Below are 18,278 nucleotides of genomic sequence, written 5' to 3' on the forward strand. Positions count from 1 at the left end.
TGCGAGACCTTTCCCGCAGTCCGGAGTCGCCGCTCAGGCTACCACGCCGTATCGTGGCCGCCCGGGTGCGAGACGGCGCCATCCAGCGGGTCGAGGTCGACCTTCTCGAGGATCTGGGCGGCCTCCTCGAGACGGCCCAGGAGCCTCTCCAGCTCCGCCGCCAGAGCTGTCACCTTGTGCCACAGCCACCACAGTCCCCAGACGGTGAGGGCCAGTCCTCCGACCAGCGCGGCGATGAGCACCCACAGCCACAGCATGGTCACCGGTCCTCCTTCTCCGACGCCGCGATGTCAGGCTCGGTCAGGCCGTTGGCCCGCGCCGCCGCGCTCAGCGCCCGGGCCGCCGGCCAGGCCGCCTCGGGGGGTGTGACGTCCAGCACCTCGGGGCCCAGCGAGATCAGCAGGTCGGCCAACCAACCGCGGGATGCGATGGCGAAGGTGACCTGCCAGCCCTCGGGGACCTTCTCCACCCGGCGGGCGGGGTGGTACTCGGCCACCCATCGCGCCGACGGTGCCACCGTGAGGGTGACCTCGTCGCGGGCCGGGACGTCGCTGAACCAGCTCACCTCGGCCGGCGGAAGACCGTGGCCGACCGACTCGCCGAGGTGTTCGGCACGCTCGACCCGGTCCAGCCGCCAGGTCCGCCAGGCGCCGCGCTCCAGCGACCACCCCAGCAGATAGCTGTGGCCCTCGCGAACCTCGATGCGGACCGGGTCGACCACCGGGCTGGTGGTCCTGTCGTCCTCCTGGCGACGGTGCACCAGACGGACCCGCCAGCCCTCGGCCACAGCGTGGGCGAACCACTCGCGGCGGTGGTCGGTGCCGGCCCCGGCACTGGCCTGGACGGGGTCGGGGCCGATCTGGGGCACCACGGTCCGCAGGGTCGCGATGGCCGACTCCACGGCGGGCCGCACCGAGGGGTCTGCGAGATCGGCGACCACCTGGAGGGCGGCCAGCAGGGACCAGGCCTCGTCGGGGGTCAGCCTCATCGGGCGGGGCAGGATGTCGGCATTGCCGATCGTGACGGTGCCCTCGGCGTCCACGGCGTCCATGTCGATGTCGATGAGGTCGTCGGGCAGTCCGCCGGGCAGGCCGCACATCCACAGGGTCTTGAGATCGGCGACGATGCGGGCCGGGCGCACCCCGAAGACCTCGGCGACCCGTGTCAGCGGAACCCCGGGATGGGCGCGCAGGTAGGGCACCAGGGACAGCAGCCTGGTGACCTCGGTCTGGGAGTGCGTCATCGCGGCACCTCCGGGGAGTGGCTCCAGGGTCTGACCGCGATCTGCTCGAGCCGGTCGGCCATCGCCCGGCGCACCTGCGGGGGTCCCAGCAGGATCGCCCTGCCGCCGGCCTGGAGCAGGGAGGTCACCATCTGGTCCATCCCCGCGACGGTCAGCGTCTCCACGACGAAGTCGTCGGGGATCTGCACCCGGTCGGGAAGGGACTCGGGAGGCTGTGCCGCCTCGGCCCGTCCGGGTAGCCGCACCGTCCGGTCGTGGGCCACCAGGGCGGTGACGGGACTGGCGGGAGGGGGCTCCAGACGCTGAAGGTGCTGCTGGACGACCTCGGGGCCGGGTCTGAGGACCGAGCCCGCGGGACCGTCCTCGGAAACCTTCGAGCTGATCCTGGAGAGTCGGAAGACGCGGGGGTCCTGCCGGTCGCGGTCGAAGCCGAGCAGGTACCAGTGGCCGCGGCGCAGCACCATCCGCCAGGGTTCGACGTGGCGCACGGCGGTCTCGCGGTAGTCGAAGCGCACCGGGGTTCCCGACAGGGTGGCCCGCCACAACTCGGGGAAGCCGGTCTGGTCGGGGCCCGAGGTGACCTGGGTGGAGACCCCGGCCTCGATGTCGGGCTCGACCCCCGCGGCCCGCAGCTTGGTGAGGGCCGAGGCCGAGGACTCGTCGAGCACCTGGTCGCGCCACACCCGGGCGGCCATCCCCAGGGCGTCGGCCTCGGCCTGGCTGAACTGCACCGGCGGCAGCTCGAAGTCTGATCGGGGGATGCGGTAGCCGACCTCGTTGCCGAAGTAGCTGTCGATGGTGACGGCGCGGACATCGATGCCCTGGTTGCGCAGTTCGTCCTTGTCGCGCTCGAAGGTGCGCTCGAAGCTCTGGTCGGACTTGCCCCGGTAGTCCTCGATGGCCTCGCGCAGCTCGGCCCGGGTGAGTGGGCGATCGGTGACCAGCAGTGCGATGACGAGGTTCACCAACCGTTCCGACCGCCGTGACGACATGAGCACCTCCCGAAGGTTGCCGCGGCCCCACAGCCTATCGCCCCCGGTCGCCCATCACTGCCGGTCGCCCATCACCCCCGGTCACTCCGTCTTGCCGCCGGGCCGGTCGTGCGGGGCGCCCCTACAGTGACGATCATGGACAGCGCACACCTCCCCGGGCACGGCCGGTTCGCCCCCTCGCCGACCTCGGCCCTCCATCTGGGCAATCTGCGCACCGCACTGGTCGCCTGGTTGCTGGCCCGGCGCAGCGGCCGTGGATTCGTGGTGCGCGTCGAGGACCTTGACCAGGTGAGGGTGGCGGCCGCCGGTGACATCGCCGACCAGCAGCTGCGCGATCTGGAGGCGCTGGGGCTGGACTGGGACGGACCGGTGGTCCGCCAGTCCGCCCGCCTGGAGATCTACGCAGAGATGGCCCGCCGGCTGCCGAGCTACCCGTGCTTCTGCACCCGCCGGGAGATCGCCGCGGCCTCCCGGGCCCCCGACGGGAACCCGCGTTCCGGGGAGGGCGACTGGCTGCCCTATCCGGGGACCTGCCGGGGGCTGTCCCGGAGTCGACGCGCCGAGTTGGCCGGCCGCCGTCCGCCGGCCCTGCGGCTGGCGGCGCCGGTGCACCACTGGACGGTTCATGATCTGGCCCGCGGCACCCAGTCGGGTCGGGTCGATGACGTCGTGCTGCGCCGCAATGACGGGACCTGGGCCTACAACCTGGCGGTGGTGGTCGACGACGGGCTCCAGGGGGTCGACCAGGTGGTGAGGGCACGGGATCTGTGGCCCTCGGCCCCCCGCCAGGCGATGATCGCGGACCTGCTGGGCCTGCCGGCCCCCGGCTACGCCCACACCGGACTGGTCACCGGTCCGGGAGGCAAGCGCCTGGCCAAGGCCAGGGGTGCCGCGGGGATGGCCGAGCTGGCGGCCGGCGGGCTGTCCGCCGCGCGCGTCAGGGCCGTGCTGTGCCGGTCACTGGGTCTGCCCGAGGTGGACAGGCTGACCGACCTGCTGGCCGGGGATCCCGGGATCGACGCGGCTCTGCGTCCGCCCCGGGGTGCCGCCGCGGACTCGGCCGAACCCGGGCCCCTGGAGGCCGGCCCTCTGGCCGGGCCCCGGGGCTGGTGGTCCGATGTGGCACTGGATGCCCCTGCGGAGGGGACCTCAGGTCAGCCGGCCGGTTCGACTCAGGAGGCGGGCTCGGCGAACAGGATGTCGACGACGTAGACGAGGGTCTCGCCCTTGTCGATCGCCGGGGTGGCATTGCCGTTCGGGTAGGCCTGGGCCGGCGGGACGATGAGCATCACCCGGGAGCCGACGGTCTGGCCCGCCAGCCCCTTCTTCCAGCCCTCGATGACCCCGGACATCTGACCGGTCACCGCACTGCCGGAGTAGCCGTCCTCGATGAGGCTTCCGGTGGACCAGGCCCAGGTGCGGTACTTGACCTGGATGACGTCGGAGGCGCTGACCTTGGCCCCGTCGCCCTTGATGAGGGGCTGGGTGACCAGCGAGGTCGGCTTGGTGGCCTTCCCGGTGGTGGCGGTGGGGATGTTGTTCTTCACGGTGACGGTCGGCAGCCCGGCGGGCGGGGTGACCGCGGTGCCGGTGGCCGTCTCGAAGGAGGTGTCGAGAATGTCGACGACGAAGATCAGCGAGTCGCCCTTGGCGATCCCGACCTGGGGGTTGCCGCCCTGGGAGTCATAGGCGTCGGAGCCGGGCATCATCACGAGCACCCGGTCGCCGACCTTGTGGCCCTTCAGGCCCTTCTGGAAGCCGGGCACGACCTGGCTCAGCGGGAAGCTGGTGGGCTTGCCGCGGGAGAAGCTGGAGTCGAAGGACTTGCCGGTGCGGGCGTTGACGCCCTCGTAGTTGATCCGCACGGTCGCGTCGTCGGAGACCGTGCGACCGGATCCGGCGGTGAGCACCTTCGAGGTGGTCGCGGCGATCTTGAGGGGCCACTTCGCGGTGACGGTCGGCTTCTTGCCCGCCGCCCCCGTGACGGTGATCGCATCGAGGCTGGTGATCGTGGTGGCCGGCTTCGTCGGGGTGGCGGAGACCGACGGGCTGGGCGTGGCCGAGGCGGAGGGGGAGACGGCCGCCGAACTCGCCGACGGTGTCGGCGTCGCCTTGCTGGAGGAACTGTCGGAGCTGCAGGCCGTCAGGCCCAGGGCCGCCACGCACAGCAGGGCGGTCAGCCCTGCGGCCGTGGTCCGGCGGGAACGGAAGGCACGAGAGATCACCCGGTGCACGTTACCCGAGGCGACGGCCCGCCGCACCCGGGGCAGACCCTGCTCGGCGGTCGACGAACCAGTTCACAGGCGGTTGCGAACGCCTGGACGCCGTTCTCACAGATCGACGAGATCGAACAGCTTGCCCAGCTCCTCGCGACTCAGCGGACGCATGTCGCCGACTCCGAGACGGCCCACCCGCACCGGGCCGATGGCGGTCCGGGAGAGTCGGCGCACCGGGTGGGCGACCGAGTCCATCATGCGCCGGACGATGCGGTTGCGCCCCTCGTGGAGGCTGATCTCGACCAGGGACTTCATCTCGGAGGCCTGCACCAGTCGCACCGAGTCGGGGTGTACCGGGCCGTCCTCCAGGGTCAACCCCTTGGTGAGCCGCCTGATGACCTTGTCGTCGACGAATCCCTCGACCTCGGCGAGATAACTCTTGAGCACCTTGTAGGAGGGGTGGGTCATCCGGTGGGCGAACTCGCCGTCATTGGTGAGGAGGATGAGCCCCTCGGTCTCGGTGTCCAGACGCCCGACGTGGAAGAGTCGCTCGTGGTTCGGGACCCCCTCCAGATCCGCCAGGCAGGCCCGCCCGTCCGGGTCATCCATCGTGGAGACCACTCCGCGCGGCTTGTTGAGCACGTAGTAGAGGTGGCGTCGGGCGGTCGGGATCCGCGATCCGTCGACGCGGATCTCGTCGTGCTCGGGGTCGACGCGGCGGCCCTGGACGATGACGATCTCGCCGTTGACCTCGACCCGGCCCTCATCGATCATCTCCTCGGCGGCTCGCCGGGAGGCGACGCCGGCCTGGGCGAGGACCTTCTGGAGCCGGACTCCCTGTTTCACGTCGGTCATGGGTTCTCCTGTTCGTGTGTGGGTGGCTCAGCGACTGAGCCGGGCCACCAGGGCCGATGACTCGGCGCTGGTGTCCAGATCGGCGAGCGCGATGGCGATCGCCTCCCGGACGATGCGACCCCGGTCTGCGCTGATGCCGTGAGCCTTGAGGGCCACCCGGGCGGTCTCCAGGGCGATGAGCTCGCCGGTGCTGACGTAGACGGTGATCTTCTCGTCGTGGCGGACCCTGCCGGTCACCGACCGGGATCTGCCGGCCCTTCGTGCGGTATCTGCTGATTGTGCGGTACCGGCGGGTTGGGCGGTACCGGCGGGTTGCGCAGCGGCTCTCCTCGCAGTGGCACTGCTCCCGGCACTGCGGTGTGCGGAGTCGTCGGGATCCTGCTCCCCGATCGGCTCGGGATCCTGGTCGTGGGGCCGGTCAGCGGACCTGTGGCGGGGGGTCCGGACCGGTGTGGTGGGGCGGAAGAGTTCATCGGCTCCCGGAAGGCTCACCCGACGTGGCAACGGTGCAGCACCTCCTTGGCGAGGTCGCGGTAGGCCTTGGCCCCCGGCGAGGAGGAGGCGTAGGTGGTGATGGGCTCCCCGGCGACGGTGGTCTCGGGGAACTTCACGGTGCGCTTGATGACGGTGTGGAAGACGACCTCGCCGAAGGCCTGGACGACCCTCTCCATCACCTCGCGGGCGTGCAGGGTGCGGGGATCGAACATGGTTCCCAGGATGCCAAGGATCTTGAGATCGGGATTGAGCCGGTCCTGCACCTTCTCGATCGTGTCGGTGAGCAGGGCGACGCCGCGCAGCGCGAAGAACTCGCACTCCAGCGGCATGATGACGTAGTCGGAGGCGGTCAGGGCGTTGATGGTGAGCAGCCCCAGGGAGGGCGCGCAGTCGATGAGGATGACGTCGTACTCGCCACGGACCTTGTCGATGACTCTCTTGAGGGTCTGCTCGCGTGCCACCTCGGAGACCAGCTGGACCTCGGCCGCCGACAGGTCGATGTTGGCGGGGAGCAGATCCATCCCGTTGATGACGGTCTCCTGGATGACGTCCTCGACGCGATCCCGGTTCGACAGCAGCAGGTTGTAGATGCTGATCTCGAGGTTGTGCGGGTTGATCCCCAGCCCCACCGACAGGGACCCCTGGGGGTCGAAGTCGACCAGCAGCACCTTCCGGCCGTACTCGGCCAGAGCGGCGCCGAGGTTGATGGTGGTGGTCGTCTTGCCGACCCCGCCCTTCTGGTTGCACATCGAGATCACCAGGGCGTGCTTGGGCCCGCCGGGCACCGGCTGCGGCTCGGGAATGTCTGGGATCGGTCGACCAGTCGGTCCGATGTCGTGCTCAGCGGCCTCGGCGGCCTCCTTGCCGGGAGCCGGTACGTGGAAGATCTCCTCCTGATCCGTCGCCTCGGCCACCTGGGACCCTTCCTCTCGCCTCGTGTCGGACCCGGGTTGCACCGGGCTGGCTCAACACTAGTCGGTGGTGCCCACGGGTGTCGTGGGGCCATCCCTCTCGTCACTGCTGAGCGCGCGGGGGTGACTGGACCGGTAGACCTCGCGCAGATGCTCGACGGTGACCAGCGTGTAGATCTGGGTGGTGGTGACCGAGGCGTGTCCCAGCAGCTCCTGGACCACCCGGACGTCGGCTCCGCCGTCGAGCAGGTGGGTGGCGAAGGAGTGCCGCAGGCTGTGCGGCGACAGGTGCTCGGTGATCCCGGCGCGCTGCCCGGCGCGCTGGATCACCGCCCAGGCGCTCTGCCGCGACAGCCGGCCCCCGCGCTGGTTGAGCAGCAGGGCCGGGGCGGCCGGGGCGCTGCCGGACCCGTGCGAGGCGGCCCACCCCGGTCGGCCGCGCACCAACCACCCGCGGACCGCGTCGGCGGCGTAGCTGCCCAGCGGCACGACGCGCTCCCTGCCCCCCTTGCCGAACAGTCGCAGTCCCTGCTGCGGGTCGGACAGCACCGGGGTGAGGTCATCGACGTCCAGGGAGCAGACCTCCGAGACCCTGGCCCCGGTGCCGTAGAGCAGCTCGAGCAGGGCACGGTCGCGCAGCCCCTCGACGGTGGTGGTGTCGCACGAGTCCAGCAGCGCCTCCACCGACTCGATGCTCAGGGCCTTGGGCAGACGGCGGGGGCGGGCTCCCGGGGAGACCTCGTGGGCGACGTCGAGGCCGACCCGTCCCTCGGCCAGGGCGAAGGCGTGCAGGTTGCGCACCGCGACCACCGCGCGACTCACCGAGGCCGGCGCCAGATCCCGGCGCGCGAGGTCCCGGGAGAACTCCGAGACGTCGACTGCGCTCACCTGGGCCAGATCCGTCAGTCCGCGGCCGGCCAGGAAGTGGCGGTACCGGTCCAGGTCGCGGCGGTAGGCCGCCACCGTGTTGTCGGACAGCCCTCTCTCCACCGCCAGGTGGGACAGGTAGTCGACGACCAGGTCATCGACCGAGGCGTCGCTCAACCCTGCTCCGCGGCGCCGTTCGACTCGGGAGGCATCCCGGACAGCCCGCCGGGACGCTCCCGGACCGGCCAGGGGGCGTCGGCCGGGCGCAGCCGGTCGATCATGCCGCGGTCGCGGGCCGTGACCAGGGCCGTCACTCCGGTGACCAGGGTGGGCGACTGGCAGTTGCCGGCGAAGACGGCGTCGACCAGGTCGTCGAGGGGCTCCCAGTCGTGGCTCATGGTGGCCTCCTCCCCCTCCAGCACGAACCCGTCGGGGCGGGGGGCCGGGCGCAGGCCGCGGGCCAGGAAGATCCGCAGGGACTCCTGGGATCCTCCCGGCGAGGTGAAGATGTCGACCAGGATCCGCCAGTCCGAGGCGGCCAGCTGGGCCTCCTCGGCGAGTTCCCGCTGGGCGGCGTGCAGGTAGTTCTCCCCCGCGACGTCCAGCAGACCGGCGGGCGGCTCGACGAGGATCATCTCGACGGGCTGGCGGTACTGACGCACCACGGCGACCCGGTCCTGGTCGTCCAGGGCGATGATGCCGACCGCTCCGGGGTGGGTGATGTACTGGCGGGCGACCTGCTCACCGGTGGGTGTGGTGATGGTGTCGTTGACGAAGTCGCAGACCCTGCCGGTGGCGAGAACCTCGTGGGAGTCGACCCGCCAGGTCTCGTCGTGGTCCCAGCGCGGGGCGCTCACTTCGCGTCCTCGCCCTCGGCGCCCTGCCCGGCCACCGGAGCGTCGGTCCCCTCGGGCAGCGGCACCGAGCGGTCCTCCCCGTGGTGGTGGGCGATCGCGGCGGCGATCAGGCCGCGGAACAGCGGGTGGGCGTGGGTCGGGCGAGACTTGAGCTCGGGGTGGGCCTGGGTCGCCACGAAGTAGGGGTGCAGGCCGCGGTCCAGTTCGATGAACTCGACGAGGCTGCCGTCGGGGGAGGTGCCGCTGATGTGCAGTCCGGCGGCCTCCAGTCGGTCGCGGTAGGCATTGTTGACCTCGTAGCGGTGACGGTGCCGCTCGGAGACGGCGGTGGTGCCGTAGAGCGTGGCGACCAGGCTGTCCTTGGACAGTTTGGCCGGGTAGGCGCCGAGCCTCATGGTGCCGCCCAGATCGGCATTGCCGGAGACGATGTCGACCTGTTCGGCCATCGTGGCGATGACCGGGTTCTTGCTGTCCGGCTCGAACTCGCTGGAGGCGGCGTCCTCGATCCCGGCCAGGTCCCGGGCGACCTCGATGACGGCGCACTGCAGGCCCAGGCACAGCCCCAGGAAGGGCAGCCCGGTCTCGCGGGCGTGCCGGATCGCGCCGACCTTGCCCTCCACACCGCGGATCCCGAACCCGCCGGGGACGCAGATCGCGTCGACCCCGGCCAGGGCCTTGCGGGCTCCCTCGGGGGTGGCGCAGGTGTCGGAGGCGACCCACTTGACGTTGACCTTGACGCGGTTGGCGTAGCCGCCGGCGTGCAGCGCCTCGGTCACCGACAGGTAGGCGTCGGGCAGGTCGATGTACTTGCCGACCAGGGCGACGGTGAGCTCCTCGGTGGGGTGCTGGACGCGGTTGAGCAGGTCGTTCCAGGTGGTCCAGTCGACGTCACGGAAGAACATCGACAGCCGCTGGACGACATAGGCGTCCAGTCCCTCGCGGTGCAGCACCTTGGGGATGAGGTAGATCGAGGAGGCGTCGGGGCAGGAGACGACGGCCTGCTCCTCGACATCGCACATCAGCGCGATCTTGGACTTGATGCCCTTGGCCAGCGGGCGCTCGGACCGGCAGACGACGGCGTCGGGCTGGATGCCGACCTCGCGCAGGGCGGCCACCGAGTGCTGGGTGGGCTTGGTCTTCATCTCCTTGGCCGGCCGGATGTAGGGCACCAGGGAGACGTGCAGGAAGAAGACGTTCTCCCGGCCGATCTCGTGGCGGACCTGGCGGGCGGCCTCCAGGAAGGGCAGCGACTCGATGTCACCGACGGTGCCGCCGATCTCGTGGATGACGACATCGGGATCGCCGGCCTCCATCGCAAGCATCTGGGCCTTGATCTCATTGGTGATGTGCGGGATGACCTGGACGGTGTCGCCCAGGAAGTCGCCGCGACGCTCCTTGGCGATCACCGTGGAGTAGACCTTGCCGGTGGTCACATTGGCCTCGCCGGACAGGTTCTCGTTGAGGAACCGCTCGTAGTGGCCGATGTCCAGATCGGTCTCGGCGCCATCCTCGGTGACGAACACCTCGCCGTGCTGGAACGGGTTCATGGTGCCGGGATCCACATTGAGGTAGGGATCCAGCTTCTGCATCGTGACCTTGAGGCCACGCGACTTCAGCAGGGAGCCGAGGGAGGACGCCGTGAGCCCCTTCCCGAGCGATGAGACGACTCCCCCGGTGACGAAAACATGTTTGGTGCAGTGACTGTCGGTGCTCACGGGGTTCCAGCCTATCTGGTGAGAAGGATCTCCTCCACCGCGGATCGGTGATGGCCGTCCGACGGTGTGGGAGAGGGGGGTCTGCGGCGGGTGTCGGGTGGTCTCCCGGACACTGCGGGGATCAGTCGGAGTCGTCTCCTCGCTGCTGGGCGGCCAGGCCGATCAGTTCCCGGGCGTGTTCGACGGCCAGCTCGGAGTCGGCCATCCCGGTCATCATCCGCGCCAGTTCGCTGAGCCGGTCGGGTCCGCTCACCTGGTGGACACCGGACCGGGTGATGCGGCCGTCGGAGGCCTTCGTGACGACCAGCTGGCGGTCGGCGAAGGCGGCGACCTGGGGAAGGTGGGTCACCACGATCACCTGGTGGCGGTCCGCCAGCTGAGCCAGCCGGCGTCCGATCTCGATGCCGACCGCACCTCCCACCCCGGCGTCGACCTCGTCGAAGACGAAGGTCTGGGCCGTCTCGGTGGCGGCCAGCACGACCTCCAGGGCGAGCCGCACCCGCGACAGTTCTCCTCCGGAGGCCGCTCTGGCCAGAGGCGCCGGTGCGGCACCGGGGTTGGCGGCCAGCATGATGGTCACCTGGTCGGTGCCCCGGGGGCCCATCGGGGCGTCCGACAGCCGGAACTCCAGGCTGGCCCTGGGCATCGCCAGGGCGGCGAACTCGGGGGCGACGTCGTGGGCCAGTCGCGCGGCAGTCGTCGACCGCAGTGCGGAGATCGTGGCGGCGCTGGTCTCCAGCCGGCCGGTCAGCTGGGCCAGCTGCTCCTCCAGGGCGCTCAGGTCCGCTCCCCCGCCGTCCAGCTGCGCGAGCTCCCGGCGATCGGCGGTGGTCTCGGACAGCAGCCTCTCCAGGGTGGTCGCACGGGTTCTCACCAGCGCCTGGATCGCCGCCAGACGGCCGTTGACCTGCTCGATCCGGGCGGGATCGGCCGAGGCCCGGTCTGCCTGGGAGGCCACCTCGGAGGCCAGTTCGGCCAAGTCGTAGCCGAGCCCGCGGGCGGTCCGGGCCAGGGTCGCGCAGAACTCGTCCAGATCGGCGAGGGAGTCCAGCTCACGCCGGGCCTGGTCCAGCAGGGAGACCGCTCCGGGGTCCATCCCCGACTCGGTCTCGGTGCCGTTGAGGCTCCGGTCGGCGCGCGCCAGGGCGGCGCGGGTGTCCTGGCCCCGCTGGAGCCTCCTCATCTCCTCGATGAGCTCCCGGTCCTCGCCGGGCTGCGGGTCGACGGCGTCCACCTCGGCGATCCTGCGACGCAGCACCTCGATCTGCAGGGAGCGGTCGTGTTCCCCGGTGCTCAGCCTGGTCAGGTGCTCGGCGACCTCGCGGTGCCGGCGCCACAGGTCGCGGTGGGCCTCGAGGAGGTCGGCCATCCTGGAGCCCGCGGCCCGGTCCAGGACGTCTAGCTGATGGTCTGGTGAGGTGAGTCTGATCTGGTCGGACTGGCCGTGGATGGTGAGGGTCGAGGCTGTCAGCCGGCCCAGCTGGCCGGCCGTCACCTGGGCGCCGCCGACCGAGGACCGGGAGCGGTGGGAGGCCAGCACCTGGCGACTGCAGATCACCTCGCCGTCCTCGGTCTCGCCGCCGAGTTCGGCGACCGTCCGAGCGATCGGGGGGTCGACGCCGAGAGTGGCCTCCACGACGGCCCTGCGGGCCCCCCGTCTCACCAGTCCCGGATCGGCGCGCTGACCCAGCAGGAGGCCCAGGCCGCTGACCACCATGGTCTTGCCGGCGCCGGTCTCACCGGTGACGGCGGTGAGGCCCGGGGAGAACTCCACCTCGGCCTCGTCGATCACCCCGAGGTCGCGGATCAGGAAATGGCCGATCATGCGCCGGTATCGCCCTCGCTCTGGCGCCACCCCTCGACGGGCAGCGCGAACTTCTTGACCAGTCGCGAGGTGAAGGGCTGCTCGGCCAGCCGGGCGATCCTCAACCGTTGCGGGTGGCGGGTGACGGTGATCCGTCGTCCCGGCATGAGGTCGAAGCTCCGACGGCCGTCGCACCACAGCACCCCGGAGTCGGACCCGGCCGGCTGCAGGTCCAGGTCGACACGGGCCTCGGGGCTGAGCACCATGGGGCGGGCGAACAGTGCGTGGGCGCACAGCGGGAGCATCAGCATGGCGTCCAGATCGGGCCACATCACCGGTCCGCCGGCCGAGAAGGCGTAGGCGGTGGAGCCGGTCGGGGTGGCGACCAGCACCCCGTCGCAGCTCCAGCGCTGGACGGGTAGTTCGTCGATCGAGGCCAGCACGTCGAGCATCCTGCGGCGGGCGGCCTTCTCCAGGCTGAGCTCGTTGACCGCGAAGGAGCGCCACAGCTGGTCGCCGTGGTGGTCCAGCACCCGCACGTCGAGCACCAGGCGGTCCTCGACGGTGTAGTCGCGGGCGCAGACCTTGCGGACCAGGGTGCTCATGTCGGAGCGCTCCAGTTCGGCGAGGAAGCCCACATGGCCCAGGTTGACCCCGAGCATCGGCACCTGGTGCGGCAGGGACCACTCGGCGGCCCGGAGGATGGTGCCGTCCCCGCCGAAGACGACGACCGCCTCGATGTCGTGACTGCGCTGGGACAGGTTGACCAGATCGACCCCGGGCAGCCGTGCACCGAGCTGGGCGTGCTGCTCGTCGATGACCAGGCAGACGATTCCGCGCTCATCCATCGCCCGGATGAACTCGGCGGCGGCGTCGAAGGCCTCCTGGCGGTAGGCGTGGGAGAGGACCACCACCGCACGCGACCGGTCGGACACGCGGACCGTGCCCACAGGGGAAGTGCTCTTCTGGGACGTCACGGACCCAGACTAGCTTTCCCGCTGCGACATCCGGTCGATGCCGGCCGGTCCGGGCCCCTTCACCTCAGCGTGGCCGAACCACCGGGGTCACCGCACGCCCGCCCTGATCTGCGGTTCGTCGCCGAGACCGCGGGCACGCAGCGCGTCGCCGACCTCCAGGGCGTGACCCACGATCCCGACGATCACCGGGACCACGAATCGCCACGAGGAGCGTTCCATCCCGCGGGCCCGCGCGGAGTCGCGCACCGACAGGAAGGATCCCAGCAGGTAGGGGACGGTGGCCCACATCAGGGTCACCGCCAGGGCCACCTTCTCGGGGCTGACGCCCAGCGGCCGCAGGATCCTCGCGAAGCCGGCGATGGCGTCCATCAGGGTGTCGGTGGAGGTGGTGCAGGTCAGCATCCTGGCCATGTAGAGACAGGCCATCAGGGAGGCGACGTAGACCACCCCGCGCTGCCAGGTGTTGAAGACGACGTGATAGCCGAGGATCAGCCCGTTCATGATCCACAGTGCGGTGCCGATCCGCAGGGCCAGGCGCCGGGGAAGCCGTGCCACCACCAGGACGATGACCACCGCCGCCGCCAGACAGACCAGGGAGAACCACCAGATCCGCAGGATGAAGGGGAGCACCCCGACCACCACGAGCATCAGGTACTTGGCCCAGACCGGCATCCGGTGCGCCGGGGTGTGGCCCGGAACGTAGACGCCGAGGTAGCGCTCAACGTCCCCCTGGCCGTTCACGGCCGTGCTCCGTCGCCGGCCGGCGCCATCGTCATCCGTTCCCGGTAGCGCTGGATGACCGGGCCCGGTGCACCGTCGTCGACGATGCGTCCGTTCTCGACGGCCAGCACCCGGTCCATCGTCGAGGCCAGGTCCAGATCGTGGGTGGAGCACAGGATCTGCTGGTCCAGTGCGTCGAAGGCGCGCCTGAGCTGCTCGCGGTTGCGCAGATCCAGCAGGGTGGTGGGCTCGTCGGCGATGATGATGGTCGGCTCGACGGCCAGCACGCTGGCCAGGGCGACCAGCTGCCGCTCTCCCCCGGACAGATCGTGGACGCTGCGGGTGGCGATGTCGGACAGCCCGCGGTCGGCGAGCAGCTCCAGGGCCAGACGGTGCCGGTCGGCGCGCCGCCTCACCCGGGGGCGCAGACTGAGCTCGACGTCAGCCAGCGGTGTCGACATCACGAGTTGGGAGCGAGGGTCGGTGAAGATGTAGCCGGCCTGTCGTCGGGCCCTGCGAGGATCTCGCACCGGGTCGACGCCGTCGGCCAGCACGATCCCGGTGGTGGGTGCCACCAGCCCGTTGACCATTCGCAGCAGGGTCGACTTGCCGGCGCCGTTGGGGCCGATGACGGCGACTCGGCGCTCGGGCAGGCTGAGGTTGACGTCGGCGAGGATGGTCACCTGGCGGTGCTCCCCGGCGATGTCGTACTCGTCGACGGCCAGGCCGACCTCGCTGAACTCAATCACCGGCCGCTGCTCGCAAGCCCCGTCGGGGAGCCGGCATCAGCCGCGGGAAAGCCGTGAAGACGGCGACCGCGATGATCACCACCAGCACCGCCTTGACCAGATCGACGGCCATGAACAGGCCGTTGGCCGCCACCGCGACCCGCAGGGACATGCCGGCGTTGATCATCATCCCGGCAACCCCGAAGGCGTAGATGACGACCATGTCGACCAGGGCGACCAGGTACAGCAGGATCGGCAGCACACTGCGCCGCGGCCGGGACCGCAGCACCGCGGTGGCCAGCGCACCGGCCACGAAGGCGCCGAAGAAGTATCCGAGGAGGAATCCGCCGGAGGCTCCGAAAAGCACCCCGGGTCCACTCGTCTGGCCGGAGAAGACCGGCAGACCGAGCAGGCCGACCACCAGGTAGAGGCCGACGGCCGCGCCGCCCCGCAGCGACCCGAGGATCATCGGGGCCGCCATCACGGCGATCATCTGCAGGGCGAAGGGCACCGCACCGATCGCGAACAACGGGGGAATGATCGCCAGCACGGCAATGAGGGCCGCGAAGACCGCGATCAGGGCGATGTCGGTGGCCTCGAATCCTCGCTTCGCCGGTGCGGTGCGAGCCGGTTCGGGAGCCCTTGGGATGCCGCGCGACCCCTGGCCCGGCACCGCGGGCCCACCGGCCGATCCGTTGTGCAGATAGTCGGTGCCCGACGCACGCGTCGAGTCGGTTGCCGATGGGTCGGCCATGATGCCCTCCTGATGGCACGGGTGGACCCAGTCGTGGGGACCGGGTCGGCAGACATCATAGCCGACCGCCCTGAACAGTGTTCAGTGGACCAGGTCGAGGACCGCCAGTCCGTCGTGGGATCCGGTCCCACGGCCCGACCAGACCAGGGCCAGAACCGCCGCCAGGCAGTCGATCTGGGCGTCCAGCTCGGACCCGGCCGGACCGTCGACCTGCACGAGGCCGTCCACCACTGCGGCCCTGCCGTTCCGGCACGCTGCGCGATCACCGTCGATGACCGCCTCGCGCGGTGGATCCAGCAGCCCCGAGACGTCCTTGGCGATGTGCTCGGGACGCGACTGGGGGTCGGCGTCGAGCAGATCGTGCTTGCCGTGGGCTCCGGAGAACACGAACATCGAGCCCATCGAGGCGCGGTTGGCCCCGAGCATGTCGGTGTCCAGCCGGTCGCCGACAAAGACCGGGTGGGTGCAGCCCAGACGGGCGACCGTGGCATCCAGCAGGGGGCGGTGCGGCTTGCCGGCGATCACCGGCTCGACATCGACGGTGGCACCGACCGCTGCGAGTTGGACCCCGACGCCGGGGACGATGCCCCGGTCGGTGGGTCTGGTCATGTCCGGATTGGCCCCGTACCAGGCGGCTCCGTGCTGAACGGCCAGGCCGGCTTCGACGAGCAGGGACCAGGGCATCTGGGGGTGATAGCCCTGGATCACCGCCACCGGGTTCTCGTCGGCGGTCCACACCGGTTCCAGGCCTCGTGCGCGCGCCTCGTCGGCCAGCGCCTCGGTGCCGGCGATCAGGACGCGTGCTCCGCGGGGAAGCCGGGACGCCGCCAGGTCGGTGATCGCCTCCCCGGAGGAGACGATGTCGTTGCGGGTGACGTCCATGCCCATGCCCCGCAGCACATCGGCGACCACGGTGGTGCTGCGCGCGGCGTTGTTGGTCACGAAACCGACCTTCACCCCGTGGGCGAGCAGCTTCTCGACGGTCGGAGGTGCGGCCGGGACCGGGTGGGGACCCAGGTAGATCACCCCGTCCAGGTCGAACAGGGCCGCGTCGTAGTGGTCGATCAACGGCTGACCGACGGGATCCTGCTGTGCCATTCGGGGGTTGACGTCGTCACTCATTCGTTGCTGCTCGTCTCGTCGTCGGGCTTCTCGGAGGCTGGCTTCTCAGCGTCGGGCTTCTCGGAGGCTGGCTTCTCAGCGTCGGGCTTCTCGATGTCCGGCTTCTCGACGTCAGGGCTCTGGCTGCTGCCGTCACTCGGGCGGTCCGACGGGCTCTGCTCATCGGGATCCGGAGCGGCCTTGCGGCCGGCCTCCAGTTCCTCGAACCGGTCGGCAGCATCCAGCAGTCCAGACGCGTCGAGGGCATCGCTGGAGGCGAAGAAGGTCTTCGCCCCGTGCTTGTCGCCGGTGTTGAGCAGCAGATCGGCGTAGGCGTAGTGCAGCCGCGCCTTGGCCTCATCGGAGCCCTGCATCGTGGTGACGGCCGCGTGGAGGAGGCGTTTGGCCTCGGCCACCTGGCCCATGTCCTCGCGTGCACCGGCCTTCACCAGCACCAGCTCGACGCGCTGGGAGGAACTCAGCCGGTCATCATCCTCGGCCTGTCGAATGAGCTTGAGAGCGTTCTGCGGACGACCGAGTGCTCGTTCGCAGTCGGCCATCACCGGGATGAGGTTGTCATTGCCCGTCATCCGTCGCAGCGCACGGTAGTCGTTGAGGGCGGAGGCGTACTCCCCCGCCGCATAGGCCGTCTCGGCAGCGACCTCGCGCAGCACGGGCAGCCTCGCGGCACGCCTCAGCGCGGCCTGGGCATGACGGTGCGCCAACTGCGGATCATCGTCCAGCAGCTCCGCGGCAGCCACCACGTGACCCTCGATGATGTGAGCAACATCGGAGGGAACGCTTCGCAGCTCGGCCTTCACCGAGGGCGGCAGAGAGTCCTCGTCGAAGTCCAGCGGTGCCAGCGGCTCATCGGCGTAGCGTCCGCGTCCCCGAGTCTCGCTGCCGGCATCGTCCCTGGACGCTCCTCGATCGTCGTGACGCCTGGGCCCACGATCTCCCCAGGACCCGTGGGACTGGTGTCCGCCACGATCGGACCGACGCTCGTCACGTCCACCGCGCGAGTACCCGCCACGGCGTCCGCCGTCACGACGCGAGTCGTCGCCGCCCTCACCGCGATCCCAGTCACGTCGGCCGCGACCCTCCGAGCCCCGTGACTCGCGACGATCATCGTCTCGGCCCCGGTAGCCACCGCGGTCTCGATCGCGATCTCCGTGCCAGCGCGATCCGCCTCCCTCGCGATCGTCGTCGCGACGCCGGTACCCACGGTGATCATCATCACGACGTCGGGAGTTGCGCCGGTCGTCGTCCCGACCACCGGATCCACGATGATCGCGGTCGTTGTCACCGTGCCAACGCGACCCGCTGCTGTCTCGATCATTGTCGCGACGCGAACCGTGCCAGTCACCGCCACCGGAGCGACCGCCGCCGGAGCGGTAACCCCCGCCTCGTGATGAGGAGGATCTGCCGTAGCCGCCGGAGCGCCCCGCTCCTCCGCGACGTCCGTCACCGGAGAAGCCACGGCCCGAACGTCCGCCGCGATTTGTGGAATCTGCCATGGGGACATTCTCCCGCAGCAGCACGGTCCGCACCAATACTGAAAGTCCTTGCCCCACCTCGGATGAGCGCGCAGCTGTGCCACTGGCGGGCCCCGACGGTCCCCGCCCGCCGATCGTGGATGCCGACGCTGATGGGATCGCCCTGCGTACCGGCCACCTGGAGCGTTTCCAGCAGGCTCGACAATGAGCATTTCCGGCTCATCCGAATCCAGGGTGTAGTCGGGGTCTGAACCCGCCGGTCTCGAGCAGGGATCTGGCGATGTAGTTGGTCAGGTTGCGGAACCCCAGCGCCGAGCCGCGCAGGTGCTCGAGCCTGCCGTTGATCGCCTCGGTGGGCCCGTTGGAGGTGCTGGGCCGGTCGAAGTAGGCCAGGACGTCGGCGGCGCGCTTCTTCAGCGTCCTGCCGAGCTTGGTGATCTCGACCAGGGCCTTGGGGACGCCGGTGCTGATCGAGTCGATGAGCCGGGCCATCAGCTCGCGGCCGTGGCGCCGGTTCTCGTGGCGGTAGGCGGCGATCATGGGCTGG

Annotated in this window: 20 protein-coding genes; 1 reads left to right on the forward strand and 19 read right to left on the reverse strand. The window is 70.5% G+C overall.

The window, feature by feature from the left end; all coding sequences use genetic code 11:
• Window positions 1–38 precede the first annotated feature (38 nt).
• The 3 genes from H590_RS0110510 to H590_RS0110520 are packed head-to-tail and all read right to left on the reverse strand — an operon-like array spanning window position 39 to window position 2,235.
• A complete protein-coding gene (locus H590_RS0110510; protein ID WP_414973640.1) occupies window positions 39–263 on the reverse strand; it encodes a hypothetical protein in 225 nt (74 codons plus the stop codon).
• On the reverse strand, window positions 260–1,243 hold the full coding sequence (locus H590_RS0110515; protein ID WP_028703527.1) for a helix-turn-helix transcriptional regulator: 984 nt from the start codon (window positions 1,241–1,243) through the stop codon (window positions 260–262). Before H590_RS0110515 ends, H590_RS0110510 begins: the two co-directional genes overlap by 4 nt.
• Window positions 1,240–2,235, reverse strand: a complete 996-nt coding sequence (locus H590_RS0110520; RefSeq protein ID WP_028703528.1) for a helix-turn-helix transcriptional regulator — start codon at window positions 2,233–2,235, stop codon at window positions 1,240–1,242. The genes H590_RS0110515 and H590_RS0110520 overlap by 4 nt, the downstream gene beginning before the upstream one ends.
• A gap of 135 nt (window positions 2,236–2,370) precedes the next feature.
• On the opposite strand from H590_RS0110520, the gene gluQRS reads away from it, so the two are divergent.
• Window positions 2,371–3,447, forward strand: coding sequence for a tRNA glutamyl-Q(34) synthetase GluQRS (gene gluQRS, locus H590_RS16135; protein ID WP_071161747.1), 1,077 nt, complete (start codon window positions 2,371–2,373; stop codon window positions 3,445–3,447).
• Here gluQRS and H590_RS16140 read toward each other — a convergent pair.
• From H590_RS16140 to H590_RS0110600, 16 genes are all read right to left on the reverse strand, one after another.
• A complete protein-coding gene (locus H590_RS16140; RefSeq protein ID WP_028703529.1) occupies window positions 3,408–4,505 on the reverse strand; it encodes an FKBP-type peptidyl-prolyl cis-trans isomerase in 1,098 nt (365 codons plus the stop codon). The genes gluQRS and H590_RS16140 overlap by 40 nt on opposite strands.
• A 60-nt stretch (window positions 4,506–4,565) precedes the next feature.
• A complete protein-coding gene (locus tag H590_RS0110535; protein ID WP_028703530.1) occupies window positions 4,566–5,306 on the reverse strand; it encodes a pseudouridine synthase in 741 nt (246 codons plus the stop codon).
• 27 nt (window positions 5,307–5,333) lie between these two features.
• Window positions 5,334–5,810, reverse strand: a complete 477-nt coding sequence (locus tag H590_RS17970) for a hypothetical protein (protein ID WP_172599471.1) — start codon at window positions 5,808–5,810, stop codon at window positions 5,334–5,336.
• Window positions 5,795–6,715, reverse strand: a complete 921-nt coding sequence (locus tag H590_RS0110545) for a ParA family protein (protein WP_028703532.1) — start codon at window positions 6,713–6,715, stop codon at window positions 5,795–5,797. Before H590_RS0110545 ends, H590_RS17970 begins: the two co-directional genes overlap by 16 nt.
• A gap of 57 nt (window positions 6,716–6,772) precedes the next feature.
• Window positions 6,773–7,756, reverse strand: coding sequence for a site-specific tyrosine recombinase XerD (locus H590_RS16145; protein WP_051238503.1), 984 nt, complete (start codon window positions 7,754–7,756; stop codon window positions 6,773–6,775).
• Window positions 7,753–8,436: an NUDIX domain-containing protein gene (locus H590_RS0110555; protein WP_028703533.1), complete on the reverse strand. Its 684-nt coding sequence runs from the start codon at window positions 8,434–8,436 to the stop codon at window positions 7,753–7,755. Before H590_RS0110555 ends, H590_RS16145 begins: the two co-directional genes overlap by 4 nt.
• Window positions 8,433–10,151 carry a CTP synthase gene (locus H590_RS0110560; RefSeq protein ID WP_028703534.1) on the reverse strand — a complete coding sequence of 573 codons (1,719 nt, stop codon included), beginning with the start codon at window positions 10,149–10,151 and terminating at the stop codon, window positions 8,433–8,435. Before H590_RS0110560 ends, H590_RS0110555 begins: the two co-directional genes overlap by 4 nt.
• A 121-nt stretch (window positions 10,152–10,272) precedes the next feature.
• Window positions 10,273–11,976, reverse strand: coding sequence for a DNA repair protein RecN (gene recN / locus H590_RS0110565; RefSeq protein ID WP_028703535.1), 1,704 nt, complete (start codon window positions 11,974–11,976; stop codon window positions 10,273–10,275).
• A complete protein-coding gene (locus tag H590_RS0110570; protein WP_028703536.1) occupies window positions 11,973–12,905 on the reverse strand; it encodes an NAD kinase in 933 nt (310 codons plus the stop codon). The genes recN and H590_RS0110570 overlap by 4 nt, the downstream gene beginning before the upstream one ends.
• Window positions 12,906–13,019: 114 nt before the next feature.
• On the reverse strand, window positions 13,020–13,604 hold the full coding sequence (locus H590_RS0110575; protein WP_036982011.1) for an energy-coupling factor transporter transmembrane component T family protein: 585 nt from the start codon (window positions 13,602–13,604) through the stop codon (window positions 13,020–13,022).
• A 65-nt stretch (window positions 13,605–13,669) separates the two neighbouring features.
• On the reverse strand, window positions 13,670–14,401 hold the full coding sequence (locus tag H590_RS0110580; protein ID WP_028703538.1) for an energy-coupling factor ABC transporter ATP-binding protein: 732 nt from the start codon (window positions 14,399–14,401) through the stop codon (window positions 13,670–13,672).
• Window positions 14,394–15,134 (reverse strand): biotin transporter BioY, encoded by a 741-nt coding sequence (locus H590_RS16150; RefSeq protein ID WP_126412647.1) that lies wholly within the window; start codon window positions 15,132–15,134, stop codon window positions 14,394–14,396. The genes H590_RS0110580 and H590_RS16150 overlap by 8 nt, the downstream gene beginning before the upstream one ends.
• 81 nt (window positions 15,135–15,215) lie before the next feature.
• Window positions 15,216–16,256, reverse strand: coding sequence for an HAD-IIA family hydrolase (locus H590_RS0110590; protein ID WP_232020992.1), 1,041 nt, complete (start codon window positions 16,254–16,256; stop codon window positions 15,216–15,218).
• A complete protein-coding gene (locus H590_RS19170; protein WP_232020993.1) occupies window positions 16,253–16,996 on the reverse strand; it encodes a tetratricopeptide repeat protein in 744 nt (247 codons plus the stop codon). Before H590_RS19170 ends, H590_RS0110590 begins: the two co-directional genes overlap by 4 nt.
• Window positions 16,997–17,052: 56 nt before the next feature.
• Entirely contained in the window at window positions 17,053–17,574 is a 522-nt protein-coding gene (locus H590_RS19175; RefSeq protein ID WP_232020994.1) for a hypothetical protein, read from the reverse strand.
• Between the two features lie 376 nt (window positions 17,575–17,950).
• On the reverse strand, window positions 17,951–18,278 hold a 328-nt coding region (locus H590_RS0110600), incomplete at its 5' end, for an ISL3 family transposase (protein WP_028703540.1).

Origin of the sequence: Acidipropionibacterium jensenii DSM 20535, from assembly GCF_000425285.1 — a bacterium.
GTDB lineage: Bacteria > Actinomycetota > Actinomycetes > Propionibacteriales > Propionibacteriaceae > Acidipropionibacterium > Acidipropionibacterium jensenii.

Excerpts from the sequence above, each read along its gene's own strand:
- H590_RS0110515 (WP_028703527.1), bottom strand. The coding sequence starts at position 1,243 with ATGACGCACTCCCAGACCGAGGTCACCAGGCTGCTGTCCCTGGTGCCC.
- gluQRS (WP_071161747.1), top strand. The coding sequence starts at position 2,371 with ATGGACAGCGCACACCTCCCCGGGCACGGCCGGTTCGCCCCCTCGCCG.
- H590_RS19175 (WP_232020994.1), bottom strand. The coding sequence starts at position 17,574 with ATGATCGAGACAGCAGCGGGTCGCGTTGGCACGGTGACAACGACCGCG.
- H590_RS0110520 (WP_028703528.1), bottom strand. The coding sequence starts at position 2,235 with ATGTCGTCACGGCGGTCGGAACGGTTGGTGAACCTCGTCATCGCACTG.
- H590_RS16150 (WP_126412647.1), bottom strand. The coding sequence starts at position 15,134 with ATGGCCGACCCATCGGCAACCGACTCGACGCGTGCGTCGGGCACCGAC.
- recN (WP_028703535.1), bottom strand. The coding sequence starts at position 11,976 with ATGATCGGCCATTTCCTGATCCGCGACCTCGGGGTGATCGACGAGGCC.
- H590_RS0110575 (WP_036982011.1), bottom strand. The coding sequence starts at position 13,604 with ATGCCGGTCTGGGCCAAGTACCTGATGCTCGTGGTGGTCGGGGTGCTC.
- H590_RS0110590 (WP_232020992.1), bottom strand. The coding sequence starts at position 16,256 with ATGAGTGACGACGTCAACCCCCGAATGGCACAGCAGGATCCCGTCGGT.
- H590_RS0110535 (WP_028703530.1), bottom strand. The coding sequence starts at position 5,306 with ATGACCGACGTGAAACAGGGAGTCCGGCTCCAGAAGGTCCTCGCCCAG.